At 60.5% G+C, this 15587-nt stretch carries 13 protein-coding genes; 7 read left to right on the top strand and 6 right to left on the bottom strand.

The features are described 5' to 3' along the window. Positions 1-98: 98 nt before the first annotated feature. The 3 genes from G5533_RS09760 (at position 99) to G5533_RS09750 (ending at position 6296) form a co-directional block, all read left to right on the top strand. The gene (locus tag G5533_RS09760; RefSeq protein WP_203119388.1) at positions 99-2252 is read left to right on the top strand and encodes a S9 family peptidase; all 2154 of its coding nucleotides are present in this window, start codon (positions 99-101) and stop codon (positions 2250-2252) included. Positions 2253-2665: 413 nt separating this feature from the next. After that, the gene (locus G5533_RS09755; RefSeq protein WP_005339950.1) at positions 2666-3637 is read left to right on the top strand and encodes a TAXI family TRAP transporter solute-binding subunit; all 972 of its coding nucleotides are present in this window, start codon (positions 2666-2668) and stop codon (positions 3635-3637) included. Positions 3638-3740: 103 nt separating this feature from the next. After that, positions 3741-6296 (top strand): TRAP transporter permease, encoded by a 2556-nt coding sequence (locus G5533_RS09750; protein ID WP_151287165.1) that lies wholly within the window; start codon positions 3741-3743, stop codon positions 6294-6296. Between the two features lie 75 nt (positions 6297-6371). Here the strand turns inward: G5533_RS09750 and pmbA are convergent, their stop codons facing one another. Continuing rightward, on the bottom strand, positions 6372-7715 hold the full coding sequence (pmbA, locus tag G5533_RS09745; RefSeq protein ID WP_337073099.1) for a metalloprotease PmbA: 1344 nt from the start codon (positions 7713-7715) through the stop codon (positions 6372-6374). A 114-nt stretch (positions 7716-7829) separates the two neighbouring features. Here pmbA and yjgA point away from each other — a divergent pair, with 114 nt between their 5' ends. Both yjgA and G5533_RS09735 read left to right on the top strand, forming a co-directional pair. Next, positions 7830-8354 (top strand): ribosome biogenesis factor YjgA, encoded by a 525-nt coding sequence (yjgA, locus tag G5533_RS09740; RefSeq protein ID WP_019444852.1) that lies wholly within the window; start codon positions 7830-7832, stop codon positions 8352-8354. Between the two features lie 394 nt (positions 8355-8748). Further along, positions 8749-9525: a gamma-glutamyl-gamma-aminobutyrate hydrolase family protein gene (locus G5533_RS09735; protein WP_005342837.1), complete on the top strand. Its 777-nt coding sequence runs from the start codon at positions 8749-8751 to the stop codon at positions 9523-9525. Positions 9526-9528: 3 nt separating this feature from the next. On the opposite strand, the gene G5533_RS09730 is transcribed toward G5533_RS09735, so the two are convergent. Then, positions 9529-9912, bottom strand: coding sequence for a hypothetical protein (locus G5533_RS09730; RefSeq protein ID WP_041234382.1), 384 nt, complete (start codon positions 9910-9912; stop codon positions 9529-9531). 145 nt (positions 9913-10057) lie between these two features. Between G5533_RS09730 and G5533_RS09725 the strand changes: the two genes are divergently transcribed. Both G5533_RS09725 and G5533_RS09720 read left to right on the top strand, forming a co-directional pair. Beyond that, complete coding sequence (locus tag G5533_RS09725) at positions 10058-11584, top strand: mechanosensitive ion channel domain-containing protein (protein ID WP_416034968.1); 1527 nt, start codon at positions 10058-10060, stop codon at positions 11582-11584. A gap of 45 nt (positions 11585-11629) precedes the next feature. Continuing rightward, a complete protein-coding gene (locus G5533_RS09720; RefSeq protein WP_421249441.1) occupies positions 11630-12028 on the top strand; it encodes an STY0301 family protein in 399 nt (132 codons plus the stop codon). A 75-nt stretch (positions 12029-12103) separates the two neighbouring features. On the opposite strand, the gene G5533_RS09715 is transcribed toward G5533_RS09720, so the two are convergent. The 4 genes from G5533_RS09715 to dapF form a co-directional block, all read right to left on the bottom strand. Further along, positions 12104-12814 carry an HAD-IA family hydrolase gene (locus G5533_RS09715; RefSeq protein ID WP_441254739.1) on the bottom strand — a complete coding sequence of 237 codons (711 nt, stop codon included), beginning with the start codon at positions 12812-12814 and terminating at the stop codon, positions 12104-12106. Between the two features lie 32 nt (positions 12815-12846). Then, complete coding sequence (xerC, locus tag G5533_RS09710; protein WP_441254738.1) at positions 12847-13812, bottom strand: tyrosine recombinase XerC; 966 nt, start codon at positions 13810-13812, stop codon at positions 12847-12849. Continuing rightward, positions 13805-14485 (bottom strand): DUF484 family protein, encoded by a 681-nt coding sequence (locus tag G5533_RS09705; RefSeq protein ID WP_005336370.1) that lies wholly within the window; start codon positions 14483-14485, stop codon positions 13805-13807. Before G5533_RS09705 ends, xerC begins: the two co-directional genes overlap by 8 nt. A gap of 91 nt (positions 14486-14576) precedes the next feature. Beyond that, positions 14577-15407: a diaminopimelate epimerase gene (dapF, locus tag G5533_RS09700; RefSeq protein WP_005336371.1), complete on the bottom strand. Its 831-nt coding sequence runs from the start codon at positions 15405-15407 to the stop codon at positions 14577-14579. Positions 15408-15587: the final 180 nt, after the last annotated feature.

Raw genomic sequence — 15587 nt, 5'->3', positions numbered from 1 at the left:
GATTGCTTGCAACCACCGGCAACAAGGGGCAGATTTAACGCCAATTCATGGAGCCGATGCTCAGGTCTACCAACCCTTTCCAGCGCCAAGGATGCGACATGTTTACCTTTTCCCGAGGAGTTCTGCTGCTAGCCTTTCTGACAGTTCTCCCCCCCACTTATGCCAATGAAGAGCCCGCCATGCTGACAAGCGAACATCCAATCCAGCCGCCCGTGGCCGCCAAACATCCCCGCACTCTGAAAAAACACGGGGATACCCGCATCGACAACTACTACTGGCTGCGTGACGACGAGCGGCAGAAGCCCGAGGTGTTGGACTATCTCAAGGCCGAGAACGCCTATACCGAGGCCATGCTCAAGCCGACCCAGCCCCTGCGCGAACAGCTTTACAAAGAGATGGTCGCCCGCATCCCCCAGCAGGATGAGTCGGTACCCTATGTGAAGAATGGCTACCGCTACCAGACCCGCTATGAGCCGGGCAAGGAGTACGGGATCTACTCGCGCACCAAGCTCGGTGAAGAGCAGGCGAGTCTGTTGCTCGACAGCAACCAGCGGGCAGAAGGGCACGAGTTCTATGCCCTCGGCGCCCTTGAGGTGAGCCGCAACAACCGCTGGCTGGCGGTGGCGGAAGATTTCCTCTCCCGTCGTCAGTACCAAATCCAGTTCCTCGATCTGGAGAGCGGCCAGTGGGCCACCGACAAACTGGAAAATACCTCCGGCAATCTGGTGTGGGCCAACGACAACAAGACCGTCTTCTATGTGCGCAAGCACCCGCAGACCCTGCTTCCCTATCAGGTCTATCGCCATACGCTCGGGACGGATCCGGCCACGGACAAGCTGGTCTACGAGGAGAAGGATGACTCCTTCTACATCAGCCTCTACGCCACCACCTCGGAAGATTTCATCGTTATCGCCCTCTCCAGCACCACCACCGGCGAAGCGCGGCTGATCGATGCCAACCAGCCGGAGCACGCCCCCCGCCTGTTCCTGCCCCGTCAGGTGGATCACGAATACAGCCTGGATCACTACCGCGGCCGCTTCTATGTGCGTTCCAACAAGGATGGCAAGAACTTCGGCCTCTACGAGACCAAGGAGAGCCCGGTCGATCGCTGGAAGGCGGTGATTGCCCCCAATCCGGAGGTACTGCTGGAGAGCTACGCCCTGTTCAAGGATTGGCTGGTACTGGAAGAGCGCAACAAGGGGCTGACCCGACTGCGCCAGATCAACTGGCAGAGCGGTGACGAGAAGGAGATCGCCTTCGATGATCCCGCCTATGTCACCTGGCTCGCCTACAACCCGGAGCCGGATACCAGCGCCCTGCGTTATGGCTACTCCTCCATGACCACCCCCGCCTCCACCTATGAGCTGGATATGGCGAGCGGCAAGCGCACCCTGCTCAAGCAGCAGCCGGTGGCCGGCTTCAAGGCCGACCAGTACGCCAGCGAGCGGCTCTGGGTGACCGCCCGCGACGGTGTATCGGTGCCGGTGTCGCTGGTCTATCGCAAGGACAAGTTCAAGAAAGAGCAGGCCGATGCGCCCAAGAATCCGCTGCTGGTCTATGGCTATGGATCCTACGGCGCCAGTATGGATCCCGATTTCAGCAGCTCGCGCCTGAGCCTGCTGGACAGAGGCTTCGTCTACGCCATCGCCCATATCCGGGGTGGCGAAGAGCTGGGCCGTCACTGGTACGAAGATGGCAAGTTGCTGAAAAAGCAGAACACATTCAATGACTTCATCGATGTCACCAAGGCGCTGGTGGAGCAAGGCTACGGTGCCAGGGATCAGGTCTACGCCATGGGCGGCAGCGCCGGTGGTCTGCTGATGGGGGCCGTCATCAATCAGGCGCCCGAACTCTATCGCGGCGTGGTGGCGCAGGTGCCGTTCGTCGATGTGGTCACCACCATGCTGGACGAGTCGATCCCCCTCACCACCGGGGAGTATGACGAGTGGGGCAACCCGAACCAGAAGCGCTACTACGACTACATGAAGAGCTACAGCCCCTACGATCAGGTCAAGGCGCAAGCCTACCCCAACCTGCTGGTCACTACCGGGCTGCACGACTCCCAAGTGCAGTATTGGGAGCCCGCCAAGTGGGTTGCCAAGCTGCGTGAGCTGAAGACGGATGATAACAAGTTGTTACTGAATACCGACATGGATGCCGGCCACGGTGGCAAGTCGGGCCGCTTCAAAGCCTACGAGGATATCGCGCTGGAATACGCCTTTATCCTGGATCTGGCCACCCCGGCCAACTGATCTCTCATGACTCCGGCCCTTGTCATTCAAGGGCCGCATAAGAATCCTCTCGTAGTTTTTCCCTCTTCCATTTCCCTCCATATCAAATTAATCTTCGGCAAGAAAATGAATGATCGAGGTCATGTTTCTCAAGATTTAACTCCGCTGTTTTGCCATTTCGTTTGATTTATGTTGGGTGAATGTGCTTAATCGGAGTGCTTGCAACTTTTTATTTGGCCCCTCAGGGGCCAATTTATCTTCGACCGACAGGAGGTCGGTAGCCTCACCACAGGATGAGGGTGACTGCCGGAAAGGGGGTGATCAACTCCCCCGCTTTCGCGCAACGAGAAGAGCGGGCAAGCCCGGCGCAGAACGGGATTGCCATCAATTTATCCGGGGATCGGATAAACAAAATCAAAGAAAAGGGAGAAAAAATGAAAGGATTAACTTTGGCATGCGCCCTGTCGGCGGCTCTGGTCGGTGTCTCATTCGGTGGTCCGGTACAAGCGCAGGAGCGCTTCGTGACCATAGGCACCGGCGGTCAGACCGGCGTCTACTATGTCGCTGGCCAGTCCATCTGCCGCTTCCTCAATCGCGGCGCCGCCGATCACCAGATCAAGTGCAACGCCCCGGCCAGTGGCGGTGGTGTTGCCAACGTCAACGGCATCCGCAGCGGTGAATTCAACTTCGGCATCATGCAATCCGACCACCAGTTCAAGGCGATGAAGGGGCTGCCACCGTTCCAGGCCGAAGGGGCCATGGACGATATGCGCGCCGTCTTCTCCCTGCAGAGCGAGGTGTTCACCATCCTGGCTCGCCGCGATGCCAAGATCGCCAGCTTCGACGACCTGAAAGGCAAGCGCGTCAACATCGGCAACCCGGGCTCCGGCCAACGTGACACCATGGAAGAGATCATGGCGGTCAAAGGCTGGAAGAAGGGTGACTTCGGTCTGGTCTCCGAGCTGAAGCCGGCCGAACAGGCCTCCGCCCTCGGTGACAACAACATCGACGCCATGAGCTACTTCGTCGGTCACCCGAACGGCGCCATTCAGGAAGCCTCCACCACCACAGATGCAGTACTGGTACCTGTGACCGGCGCCGACATCGACAAGCTGCTGGCCGAGAAGAGCTACTACAGCAAGGCCGAGATCCCGGGCGGCATCTACAAGGGCAGCGACAAGCCGACCCCCTCCATCGGTGGAAAAGCGGTGCTCTCCACCAGCGCCAAAACCGATCCGGAAGTGGTCTATCAGCTGGTCAAGTCGGTGTTCGACAACCTAGATCGCTTCAAGCGCCTGCACCCTGCCTTTGCCGACCTGAAAGAGGCCGACATGATCAAGGTGGGTCTCTCTGCACCGCTGCATGAAGGGGCTGCCCGCTACTACAAAGAGCGCGGCTGGCTCTGATTAAAGGCCCCGGGGCCTTTGTCACTCTCTTCGACACCCGTCTGCCGCCTGATTGCGGGGGCGGGTGTCGCTCTTGTTGTACTCGTTGGCACAAGTTAACCCTATGCAAGATAAACAACTCTCTACCGAGGAACTGATCGCCCAAGATGTGGGCGCTCGCCTGCCGCTGGGCATCATGGGCTGGCTCATCACAGCACTGGCGCTGGCCTGGTCCCTGTTCCAGCTCTGGATCGCCTCGCCACTCCCCTTCATGGTGGGGTTTGGCGTACTCAATGACACCGAAACCCGCTCCATTCACCTCACCTTTGCCCTGTTGCTGGCTTTTCTGGTGTTCCCGGCATTTCGCTCCTCGCCGCGGGATCGGGTTCCCCTCGGCGATATCGCCCTCGGCCTGATCGCTGCTGGCGCCGCGTCTTACCTGTTTGTGATGTATGAAGCACTGGCGCTGCGTCCCGGCACCCTCACCACCGCCGATCTGGTGACCGCCTGCATCGGCATTCCGCTGCTGCTGGAAGCGGCGCGCCGCGCCCTGGGGCCGGCACTGGCGGTCATCGCCATCGTCTTTCTGGTCTACAGCCTGGCGGGCCCCTGGATGCCGGGCCTGCTGGCACACCGCGGAGTAGGCTTTACCGCGCTGGCCAACCACCAGTGGATTACTACCGAAGGGGTGTTCGGCATCGCCCTTGGCGTCTCCACCAGCTTCGTGTTCCTGTTCGTGCTGTTCGGCGCCCTGCTGGAGCGGGCCGGTGCCGGTCACTACTTTATCCAGCTCGCCTTCAGCCTGCTCGGTCACCTTCGTGGCGGCCCGGCCAAGGCGGCAGTGGTCGCCTCCGGCCTCACCGGTCTGATTTCCGGCTCGTCGATTGCCAACGTGGTGACCACCGGCACCTTCACCATCCCGATGATGAAGAAGGTGGGCTTCAGTTCAGAGAAAGCGGGGGCGGTGGAAGTGGCCTCCTCGGTCAACGGCCAGATCATGCCGCCGGTGATGGGGGCTGCGGCTTTCCTGATGGTCGAATACGTGGGCATCCCCTATGTGGAGATCATCAAGCACGCATTCCTGCCTGCCGCCATCTCCTACATAGCGCTGCTCTACATCGTCCATCTGGAGGCACTGAAACTGGGCATGCAGCCCATCGGCAACCATCAACCCAAACCCTGGCTGCGTCGCCTGACCGGTTTTGCCTTTGGCGCGGCCCTCATCAGCGGCCTGTCACTGGCGGTCTACTATGGCCTCGGCTGGCTCAAACCTGCACTGGGTGACTACGCCCTGCCGGGGATCTCGGTACTGCTGGCTGCCACCTATGTGGCTCTGTTGAAGATCGCCGCCAGCAATGAACCACTGCCTGCCGAAGATCCCGACAAGCCGCTCACCGAGTTGCCCAACACCCGCGCCGTGCTGCTCTCCGGCCTGCACTTCCTGCTGCCGGTGGTAGTACTGGTATGGTGCCTGATGGTGGAACGCCTCTCGCCGGGGCTATCGGCCTTCTGGGGGACCGTGATGCTGGTGATCATCCTGCTGACCCAGCGCCCGCTGCTCAACTGGCTGCGCAAGGACGGCAAGCACGACTACGGCACGGTCGCTGATGGCGTGGTGGATCTGCGGGAAGGGCTGGTTGCCGGTGCCCGCAACATGATCGGTATCGGCATTGCCACCGCCACCGCGGGGATTATCGTGGGTGCGGTCTCCCAGACCGGGGTCGGTCTGGTGCTGGCGGATCTGGTGGAGTTCCTCTCCATGGGCAACCTGCTGCTGATGCTGCTGCTCACCGCCCTGTTGAGCCTGATCCTCGGCATGGGGCTGCCGACCACTGCCAACTACATCGTGGTGTCCAGCCTGCTGGCGCCGGTGGTGGTGACGCTGGGGCAGCAAAACGGGCTGATCGTGCCGCTGATCGCGGTGCACCTGTTCGTCTTCTACTTCGGCATCATGGCGGATGTGACGCCACCGGTGGGGCTGGCCTCCTTCGCGGCAGCCGCTGTCTCCAAGGGCGATCCCATCAAGACCGGGATCACCGCCTTCTACTACAGCCTGCGTACCGCAGCGCTGCCGTTCCTGTTTATCTTCAACACCGATCTGCTGCTGATCGACGTGGACTTCGCCCACGGCGTGCTGATCTTCATCGTGGCGACCATCGCCATGCTGATCTTCGCCGCCGCCACTCAGGGGTGGTTCCTGGTGAAGAGCCGCTGGTACGAGAGCGTGCTGCTGTTGCTGGTCGCCTTTACCCTGTTCCGCCCGGGTTTCTGGATGGACATGGTGCACGACCCCTATCGCGAGACCCCGCCTGCACAGCTGGCCCAAACCATGGGTGAAGTGGAAGCAGAGAGCACCCTGCGGCTGCGGATCCTCGGTGAAGATGCAGTGGGCAAGCCACGCAAGTTCACCCTGCTGGTCGCCGTACCGGATGGGGCGAATGGCGAAGAGCGGCTGGCCAATCTGGGGCTCAGCCTCTATGAGCAGGACGGCAAGACGCTGATCGACAACGTCGCCTTTGGTAGCCCGGCCGCCACCATGGGGCTGGAGTTCGATCAGGAGATCCTCACCGTCAAGGCGCCGACCGAGCGCTGGACCAAGGAGTGGATGTGGATCCCGGGCTTCCTGCTGTTCGGGGTGATCGTCTGGCTGCAGCGTCGCCGCAGCGTCAAGGCCGGTTAATCCGCCAGGCAAATAAGACAGAGGGCCACGATTGCGGCCCTCTTTTTATGGATATCGATCTCGCTGCAGCGGCGATCAGTGACCCGCCAGCTTCATATTCTCTACCAGCACCGAGCCGGTCTTGAGACTGGAGCGCTCATCCTCGTCACGGCCCACCGCCACGATGTGGCTGAACATCTCGGCCAGATTGCCGGCGATGGTGATCTCCTCGACCGGATAGGCTATCTCGCCATTCTCGACCCAGAAACCGGCGGCGCCGCGGGAGTAGTCGCCATTGACGATATTGACCCCCTGTCCCATCAGCTCGGTCACCAGCAGGCCGGTGCCCATCTCTTTGAGCATGCCTTGAAAATCCTGGCCGGTATTGGAAACCTGCCAGTTGTGGATACCTCCAGCATGCCCCGTGGTGGTCAACCCCAGCTTGCGCGCAGAGTAGGAGGTGAGCAGCCAGCTCATCAGCTCGCCGTTACGGATGATATCCATATCGCGGGTACGCACCCCTTCCCCATCAAACGGGGTACTGGCGAGCCCGCCCAGCAGGTGGGGGAACTCCTGAATGGTGAGCCACTCGGGCAGGATCTGCTTGCCCAATTTGTCGAGCAGGAAGCTCGACTTGCGATAGAGGTTGCCCCCGCTGATGGCCATCACCAAATGGCCCCACAGGCCGGAGGCAGTGTCCGGGTGGAACAGCACAGGCGCATGGCGGGTGGAGATCTTGCGGGCGCCGAGGCGGGAGACGGTACGCTCAACGGCTTCGTCCGCAATGCGCTGCGGGCTCCAGAGCCCGTCGAGAGTACGGCTGGAGGAGTAGCCGTAATCACGCTGCATGTCGCCATCCTGCTCGCCGATCAGCACACAGCTCAGGGAGTTGCGCGACGCCGCGTAGCCTTTGACGAAGCCGTGGCTGTTGCCATAGACCTTGATGCCGAGATGGCTGGAGAAACCGGCACCGTCGGAGTGCTTGATGCGGGCATCGCGACCAAGCGCCAGCCGCTCGCACTCGATGGCCAGCTCGATGCCGCGCCGGGGATCCAGCTCGATTTGGTGACACAGTTGCAGATCGGGGGCATCCCAGGCCAGCAGCTCGGCGTCCGCCAGACCGGCGCAATCATCGGCCGAGGTGTGGCGGGCAATCTCGATGGCCGCTTCAACTGCGGCACGAATGGCGGGTTTGCTCAGATCGGTGGTCGAAGAAGAGCCCTTGCAACCATCGCGATAGACGGCGATGCCGAGGGCGCCATCCTTATTGAATTCAATGCTTTCCAGTTCACAACCCCGGGTGTTCACCGACAACCCGGTCTGCTTGCTGATGGAGACTTCGGCCAGCGAGGCGCCCAGTCCTTTGGCTATCTCCAGGGCTTCGGCAACCACGGCCTCGAGATGGGCTTGATCCTGGCGGATTTGGTCTTGCTGATCCATAACTCACATCTGTATGAAAGAAGGAAAGGGGGGTAAGCATATCAGACCCCTGCGCCCAGCGGGAGAAGCTGGTAACATATCCACCAAACGTGAATGACAGGAATCAAGAGACCGATGAGTCAATATCAAGACGACAACGAGTTCGAAGACTGGGGCCCCAGTAAGAGCCAGCTCAAGCGCGATGCCGAAGCATTGCAGAAAATGGGGGAAGAGATCGTCTCCCTCAGCCACAGCGAGCTGGAAAAAATCCCGTTGGATGAAGAGCTTGCAGAAGCTGTCGAGCTGGGTCGCAAGCTCAAGCCGAAGAAGGATGAGTCCTTCCGTCGCCATCTGCAGTTCATCGGCCGCCTGATGCGCAGCCGCGATATCGAGCCGATTGCCGAAGCGCTCTCCATCATCAAGAACCGTCACTCCACCGTGAATGCCCGTCTGCACCGCCTGGAGCAGTGGCGCGAACGCCTGATCACCGAAGGTGACAGCGCCCTCAACGAGCTGATGTCCCAGTTCCACGAACTGGATCGCCAGAAGCTGCGCCAGCTGATCCGCAACGCCAACAAGGAGCGGGAGCTAAACAAGCCGCCGGTTGCCTATCGCGAGATGTACCAGTATCTGCGCGGCGAGATCGAAGACCTGTTGTGATCCCCGAAGCACGCCTCCCCTCGCGGAGGCGTGTTTATCTTGATGCATTTACGCCTTCCCACCTCCACCACCCTGCGCGTTTAATATATCCACCACCATGGTGCTCCTGCTGTACATCTCTATCCAGTTTCTCCAGTAAAATCGCCACTCAAGAATCATCACAAACAAAATCGTTAACAATTCAGCATCATTTTGTTTGACATATTGAACGGCCTTGGCAGACTGGGGAGAGGATCCAGGCTGTCGCTGCCCAAGATGACTGACGATTCTGCCACCCGGTACGACGCGGGATCCCATGACCATGCCTTGAGGCATGCCCTTGCCCAGCCGATGTGCAAGGGTCTGCCCAAGGTGCAGGATGAGACTTTAACGCCAGGGATAATCAGGGTGTCCTATGCCAAATTCCGTACTCGCCACCAGCCGTAAACCCGTCGTGCTGATGACCATGGGGGCCCAGCCCCGTAACGGCCACGCCTATCAGGTAATGACCCACAAATACATCATGCCGCTGGTAGAGATCAGCGGCTGCGTCCCGCTGCTGGTACCCACCTGCTGCGGCACCGCCGATCTGGAGCAATATCTGGATCTGGCTGACGGCATCTATCTGAGCGGCGCCGGCTCCAACATCGATCCGGCGCTTTACGGGCAGGAGAACCTCACCCCGGAGAAACAGCAGGACAGGGATCGCGACCTGTTCGATCTGCCCCTCATCAAGGGAGCGCTCGCCCGTGGCTTGCCGATCCTCGGGATCTGTCGCGGCATGCAGGAGATCAACGTGGCACTGGGCGGCGATATCCACCAGAAGGTCTACACCGAACCGGGTTATGACGATCATCGGGAAGATGCCGACGACCCGGTCGACGAACAGTATGGGCCAAGCCATCAGATTGAGCTGCTGCCAGGCAGCTGGTTTGCCGAACTGATGGGGGCTGAACAGATACCGGTCAACTCCCTGCATGGACAGGGGCTAAACCGTCTTGGTGCTGGCCTGGAGCCGCTGGCACATGCCGAAGATGGGCTGGTCGAGGCCATCCATGCCCCGACCCTCTCCCCTTTCCTGCTGGCAGTACAGTGGCACCCGGAGTGGAAAGCCAGCGAAAATCCTCACTCCATCAAGATCTTCCAGGCCTTTGGTGACGCCTGCCGACGCCGTCAGAGAGATAGCCATTAACGCTTATTCACCAAATCCTCGCGCCTTGAGCTTGGGTAATCCGCCCCGCTCGGGGCGCAGGGTACGGCAGATATCCATCCCCTTCAGTCCACGCTGGATATGGTCAGGCGAGTGACCAAACACCATGCCGTTGCTGCGGTAGAGGTTGTTGTCATCCAGTTCGAACTTCTCGCCTCCGATCAGCAACTGCTCCCGGCCATTGATCTTGTCACCCCGTTTGATGGGTACCTTCATATCGCTCAGCACCTCACCGGTGGCACACCCCTCGCGCCAGTGCGCCTCACTGGAGAAGGGGGTGATGACGATCTCGCGCCAGGACCCATCCCGGAATTCGACCCGGTACTTGTCGACCAGCAGATCGCAGCCCGCCAATGGCAACATAACCATCAAACAGATGATTTTCTTTGAAAATTTCACTTAATCGCACTCCTTTGCCCGGTTCTGCACAGGATAAATAAATTGCAGCCCCAACGCACCATTTCCCCGTGCCGGAACGGCTATGCTGGAAATAAAACCATCACAAGGGGCCGCCATGTTCAGCGACAACCTCACTGCGCTACCCACACTGATATGGATCCGCGAACACCCGTTCTGGACCCTGCTCACCCTCTCTCTGATGCTGCTTCACTTCTGGCGCCGCCCCGGGCAACGACGAGAGCTGCTCTCCGAGCTCAGCTTCGTGATGATAAGCACTGTCGTGATCCTGCTGATCCAGTTGGAAGGGGGCTGGTTCAAACTACCTCTGCCCCATCAATTGCTGATCGAGATCTCCACCCTGCTGGCCGGCCTGATATTGGTAAAAGTGTGGGGGATACTGCTGTTCGAATTTCTTCTGCCCCTCTGCCAGATCCGCATCCCGCGGATCATCGCCGACATCGTCATCACCATCGGCTATATCGGCTGGGGTCTGTTTCGCCTCTACGCCTCCGGCATGGCGCTCGGGGAGATAGTCACCACCTCGGCGGTGATCACCGCGGTCATCGCCTTCGCCATGCAGGATACTTTGGGCAATCTGCTGGCCGGGGTCTCCATTCAGCTCGACAACTCCATCGCCATCGGGGACTGGCTGCAAGTGGACACCACCCAGGGCCGGGTAGTGGAGATCAACTGGCGTGCCACCACCATCGAGACCCGCAACTGGGAAACTGTGGTCATCCCCAACAGTCATCTGCTCAAACAGCGCTTCACCGTGCTCGGGCGTCGCCGTGGCGAGCCGCTGCAGTGGCGACGCTGGGTCTGGTTCGATCTGACCCTGGATACCCTGCCGACCCAGATCATCGCCCTGATCGAGAAATCCCTGCGAGAGACCAAGCTCCCCTGCGTCGCCAAGCATCCGCAACCGGATTGCCTGCTGATGAATGTCGAGGGGGGGATTGCCCGTTATGCGGTGCGCTACTGGCTGACCGATCTGGCTCGCGACGATCCGACCGACTCCATGGTACGCAGCCTGATCGATGCCGCCCTGCGTCGCAACGATCGCCGTCTTACCCCACCGATCTTCAATGTCTTTATGGCCAAGGAGAAGCAACACCTGGATGCCCGCCACAAGCGCCACACCGCCGAACGAACCGATACCCTGCGCAAGCTGCCGCTGTTTGCCATGTTGCAGGAGGATGAGCTGATCAGACTGGCGGACCAGGTGAAGTTTGCCCCCTTTGTCAGCGGTGACATCATGCTGGAGCAGGGTGAGGTCTCCAGCTGGCTGTTCGTACTGGTCAAAGGTGAAGCCGAGATGCTGATTAATCTGGAAGGGAAAGAGTTGAAACTGGGCACTCTCGGCGCAGGTGACTTCTTCGGGGAACTGAGCCTGCTCACCGGCGAACCCAGTACCTTCACCGTGCGGGCGGTGGCCACCGTCGAAACCTATCGCATCAATCAGAGCATGTTCCAGGAGCTGGTCGCCCAGCGCGAGTCACTGGTCGAGCCCCTCTATCGAGTACTGAGTGACCGTCAGCAGGAGCAACAGGCACTGCTGGAACGAGAGGCAGAGTCAATGAAACGGCCACCACAACAGCTTGATCTGCTTGATAAACTGATGAAGCTGTTCGGGGGCAGATGACGTAGCATGGCATCTTGTTGAGGACGTGAAGAGAAAACAGCAGCCATGTTACTGACAACCCTGGCCCTTGCCGCCAGCCTGCAATTTGATTGTCCTGCCACCATCGAGGCTCGCCAGCAGCTGCTGACCCCGCAGCAGGGCTGGCAGGCCGTGACCCGCAACGACAACGGCAAACCTGGCGAGCGCCTCACCCATCGGCTGGATCGTCTCTCCCTGTTTGACGGAAATCCCGATGAGCGGGTCCAGCTCAAACCGGATAACGGCGACAGCGACGAGATCCACTACTGGAGCCAGCTCGATAGCAGCCTGCGCCCCCTCTATCTGGTCTGCCGCTATCAGAACAGCGCCATCACCCTGCAGCAGGCGCTGCCCGTCGGCATCAGTTACTGCCGCGTCAACCAGCGCGATCGCTACACCCTGCTCGGGTTGGTTTGTCGCAAATAGCGGGCGTAACCCCTTGCCATATATCGCTATTCGCTGACAGCCATTACCGCCTGAGCCGGGCACCCGCCAGCGCCATCAGAGGATCAGCTCAGCCAGCTCCTCCAGTGCCGTCAGCTCCACGTCCGGCAACAGTTGCAGCTGTTGCCACGGTTGCTGCCGCTCGTTGAGCCAGGCGGCGCGAAAACCGTGGAGGCGAGCTCCCAGCACATCGGTCTCGGGATGATCCCCCACATGGAGGATCCGCCCCGCTGGCAACTTGAGGGTGCTGCGGGTCTGCTCAAACATATCCGGTGCCGGTTTCATTCTGGCGCCCGCCCCCGCCTTGCAGACCAGCGTGAAGTAGCAATCCAGCCCTGCCTGCGCCAGATCCAGATTGCCGTTGGTGATCACCACCAGCGGATAGCGTTCAGCCAGTCTGGCCAGCAGCTGATGAGTGGACTCGCTCACCTCTATCTTCGAGCGCTCTGCCAGAAACGCAGCAAAGACCTGCTCCGCCTCGCGGCTGGCCTGCTGGTCGGCCATCCCCCCCTCGACCATGGCGGCGCGGATGGTCTGCTGGCGCGCCAGACTGACATCGTGGCGCAGCTCGGGCCTGGCCATCAGCACCGCGCGTTTGAGATCCAGCCAGCGTGGCTTGTCGAGCATGGCTGTCGCCAGATATTCGCTGCGCAGATGGCTCAGCATCCACTGCTCGGCGCGCACGATGGCGGGGCCGTTGTCATAGAGGGTGTCATCGAGGTCAAACGAGATGGCAGCAACCGGCTGCCAGCGGCGATAGAAGTGCATGGACTCTCCTCTGCAACGGGGCTCAGGGCCCGTTATTCATCATCCTGCGCATCCGGGTCACGCTTGGCCCTGGGGTGGGCGCTGTCGTAAACCTTGGCCAGATGCTGGAAGTCGAGGTGGGTATAGATCTGGGTGGTGGATAGGTCGGCATGTCCCAGCAGCTCCTGCACCGCCCGCAGATCGCCGGAAGACTCCAGCATATGGGTGGCGAAGCTGTGGCGCAGCTTGTGGGGATGGACGTGGGCGTTGAGCGCCTGCTTGTTGCCCCAGCCATCAAGGCGGGCCTGCACCGAGCGGGCCGACAGCCGCTGCTTGCGACTGGAGACAAACAGCGCCTCGCTCTCATCCCCAGCCAGCAGCGGGCGCACCTTGAGCCACTTCTGCAGCCACTCGACCGCCATCCGGCCGATGGGCAGCACCCGCTCCCGCGAGCCCTTGCCGGTCACCTTGAGCTGGCGGTCGTCGAGCTTCAGATCCACCAGATTGATCCCCACCAGCTCGGCCAGACGCAGCCCTGAAGAGTACATCAGCTCCATGATGGCGCGATCCCGCACCGCCAGCGGATCCTGCTCGTCGGTGATGTTGAGCAACTGGTGCATCTCGTCCACATCGAGGTTTTTCGGCAGCGGCCGCCCCTGTTTGGGGGTGACGATGCCACGGGCCGGATTGGCGGTCAGCCGACCCTGCCGCACCTGCCAGTCGCAAAAGCTGCGCAGGGCAGAGACCTTGGTGGAAAGGGAACGAGGAGCAAGGCCCGCCTTGTGCATCCGGGTCACCAGAGTGCGCACCTGACTCGCCTCAAGCCGACCCCAGTCAGTGAGCCCGAGGGCCACCAGCTCGGCGGTCATCGCCTCCAGATGGGCTTGATAGTTATTGCGAGTATGAGGGCTGAGCTGACGCTCGACCCTCAGGTATTCGATAAAGGCCGCCAGTTCGTCCGCCAGTACCGCAGGCAGTGGCGGTGCGACGACGGGAGCTTTGGCGGGTGTTCTAGCCATGAGTCAACTCGGGCAGACGCAGTTGCAGCAGGCGCCCCAGTTGGCCCAGCAGCAGGGTGTCGTTATGGGGAGTAAAGTGGCCCGGATCCGAGCTGGCGAAGGCCAGCACACCGAGATCACCGAGCCGCATCAGAGCCACCGAGTTGACCAGCACATCATGGCCAAACAGTGCCTGCTTCTCGCTCTGGCTCAGGCGGCCAAAGTAGTAATCCTGCCCCGGCAGACGCTGACCCAGCAGGGATTCGAGCTGCTTGCCCTGCGCCAGAAAGCGCTGCTCGGGCCCGCTCAGGGCAAACTTCTTGGGATTGAGCCAGAGCCGCAGCCCGGTCAGGCGCAGCCGCTGGACAAAGGCCTTGCCCATCACGGCACTTACCTCGAACAGGGTCTGGCAGCCGTACAGCTCGCCGTAGAGATCGGCATAGACCCGGAAGATCCGCTCGTTTTCGCTGGCGATCCCCATCAATTCGGTGATCTCCTGCTCCAGCTGTTCGATCCGCTCGCGCTGACGCTCCAGCTGGCGCTCGACCAGCGAGACCGACCCTTTGCGTTCATGGGGAATGCGGATCCGGTCCAGCACGGCGGCATGGCGTTGGAAAAACTCGGGATAACGGGCCAGGTACTCCAGCACAGTGGCTTCATCCACCGATTGCTCCTGCCGTTTGAGTTCGCTCATAAATTGGTTGATCCATCAGAGAAATGGGGCTCGCTGCCCCGACATCATGGGCAAAGGGGGCCAACGCCCCCCGTACCTGAACCTTTATCGGCTAAACCTCTATCTGGCCGTCAAACACATGCTCGGCGGGACCTGTCATATAGACCGGCTGGCCCGGCCCCTTCCAGGCGATGGTCAGCTTGCCGCCCGGCAGACTGACGGTGACCCGCTCCTTGAGCTTGCCCTGACTGATGCCAATCACCGCCGCCGCACAGGCACCGGTGCCACAGGCCAGGGTCTCGCCACAGCCCCTTTCGAATACACGCAGCTTGATCTCGGTGGCGTTGACCATCTCCATGAAGCCGACGTTGACCCGCTCAGGGAAACGCTCGTGGCGCTCCATGATGGCACCGAGCGTCTCGACGGGCGCATCGGCGACCGAAGGCACCTCGATGACGCAGTGGGGATTACCCATGGAGACCACGCCACACATCACGGTATGCTCCTGCGCCCGCAACAGATAGGTTTTCTCTGCCTTCTGGGCCCGGAACGGGATCTTGCCCGGCTCAAACTGGGGAACACCCATGTTGACCGTGACCTGATTCTCCCCCTCCAGCTGCAACACGATGCGACCCCGGGCGGTACTGACCGCGATGCGATCCCGGTTGATCAGCCCCTTGAGACGCACGAAACGGGCAAAACAGCGGGCGCCGTTGCCGCACTGCTCCACCTCGCTGCCATCGGCATTGAAAATGCGATAGTGAAAGTCGAGTTCAGGGTCATAGGGCGGCTCCACCAGCAGCAGCTGGTCAAAGCCGATCCCGAAGTGGCGATCTGCCAGCTTCTTGATGACGTCATTGCTGAAAAATACCTTCTGGGTGACGCCATCCACCACCATGAAGTCGTTGCCCAAGCCATGCATCTTGGAAAAATCTATCAACATCGTGCATTCCTGTGCTGTTAGGGCTGTAAAAATTCACCGAACCAAGGGTCGCTAAACGCCATGAAGTCGTTGTCCAAAGCCCCATGCATCCTGGAACAATCTGTCAACATCGTGCATTCCTGTGCTGTTAGGGCTGTAAAAACTCACCGTCAACCGTTATGAAATCATTGTCCCAGCCTG

This window comes from Aeromonas sp. A600620, from assembly GCF_029479985.1.
GTDB classification, from domain to species: domain Bacteria; phylum Pseudomonadota; class Gammaproteobacteria; order Enterobacterales; family Aeromonadaceae; genus Aeromonas; species Aeromonas veronii_A.
This window is presented reverse-complemented; position numbering and strand designations above follow the sequence as displayed.

Coding starts and splice junctions, on each gene's coding strand:
- G5533_RS09750 (WP_151287165.1), top strand. CDS start 3,741: ATGCAAGATAAACAACTCTCTACCGAGGAACTGATCGCCCAAGATGTG.
- G5533_RS09705 (WP_005336370.1), bottom strand. CDS start 14,485: ATGAGCGAACTCAAACGGCAGGAGCAATCGGTGGATGAAGCCACTGTG.
- G5533_RS09725 (WP_416034968.1), top strand. CDS start 10,058: ATGTTCAGCGACAACCTCACTGCGCTACCCACACTGATATGGATCCGC.
- G5533_RS09715 (WP_441254739.1), bottom strand. CDS start 12,814: ATGCACTTCTATCGCCGCTGGCAGCCGGTTGCTGCCATCTCGTTTGAC.
- G5533_RS09730 (WP_041234382.1), bottom strand. CDS start 9,912: ATGGTTATGTTGCCATTGGCGGGCTGCGATCTGCTGGTCGACAAGTAC.
- G5533_RS09720 (WP_421249441.1), top strand. CDS start 11,630: ATGTTACTGACAACCCTGGCCCTTGCCGCCAGCCTGCAATTTGATTGT.
- dapF (WP_005336371.1), bottom strand. CDS start 15,407: ATGTTGATAGATTTTTCCAAGATGCATGGCTTGGGCAACGACTTCATG.
- pmbA (WP_337073099.1), bottom strand. CDS start 7,715: ATGGATCAGCAAGACCAAATCCGCCAGGATCAAGCCCATCTCGAGGCC.
- G5533_RS09735 (WP_005342837.1), top strand. CDS start 8,749: ATGCCAAATTCCGTACTCGCCACCAGCCGTAAACCCGTCGTGCTGATG.
- G5533_RS09760 (WP_203119388.1), top strand. CDS start 99: ATGTTTACCTTTTCCCGAGGAGTTCTGCTGCTAGCCTTTCTGACAGTT.
- G5533_RS09755 (WP_005339950.1), top strand. CDS start 2,666: ATGAAAGGATTAACTTTGGCATGCGCCCTGTCGGCGGCTCTGGTCGGT.
- xerC (WP_441254738.1), bottom strand. CDS start 13,812: ATGGCTAGAACACCCGCCAAAGCTCCCGTCGTCGCACCGCCACTGCCT.
- yjgA (WP_019444852.1), top strand. CDS start 7,830: ATGAGTCAATATCAAGACGACAACGAGTTCGAAGACTGGGGCCCCAGT.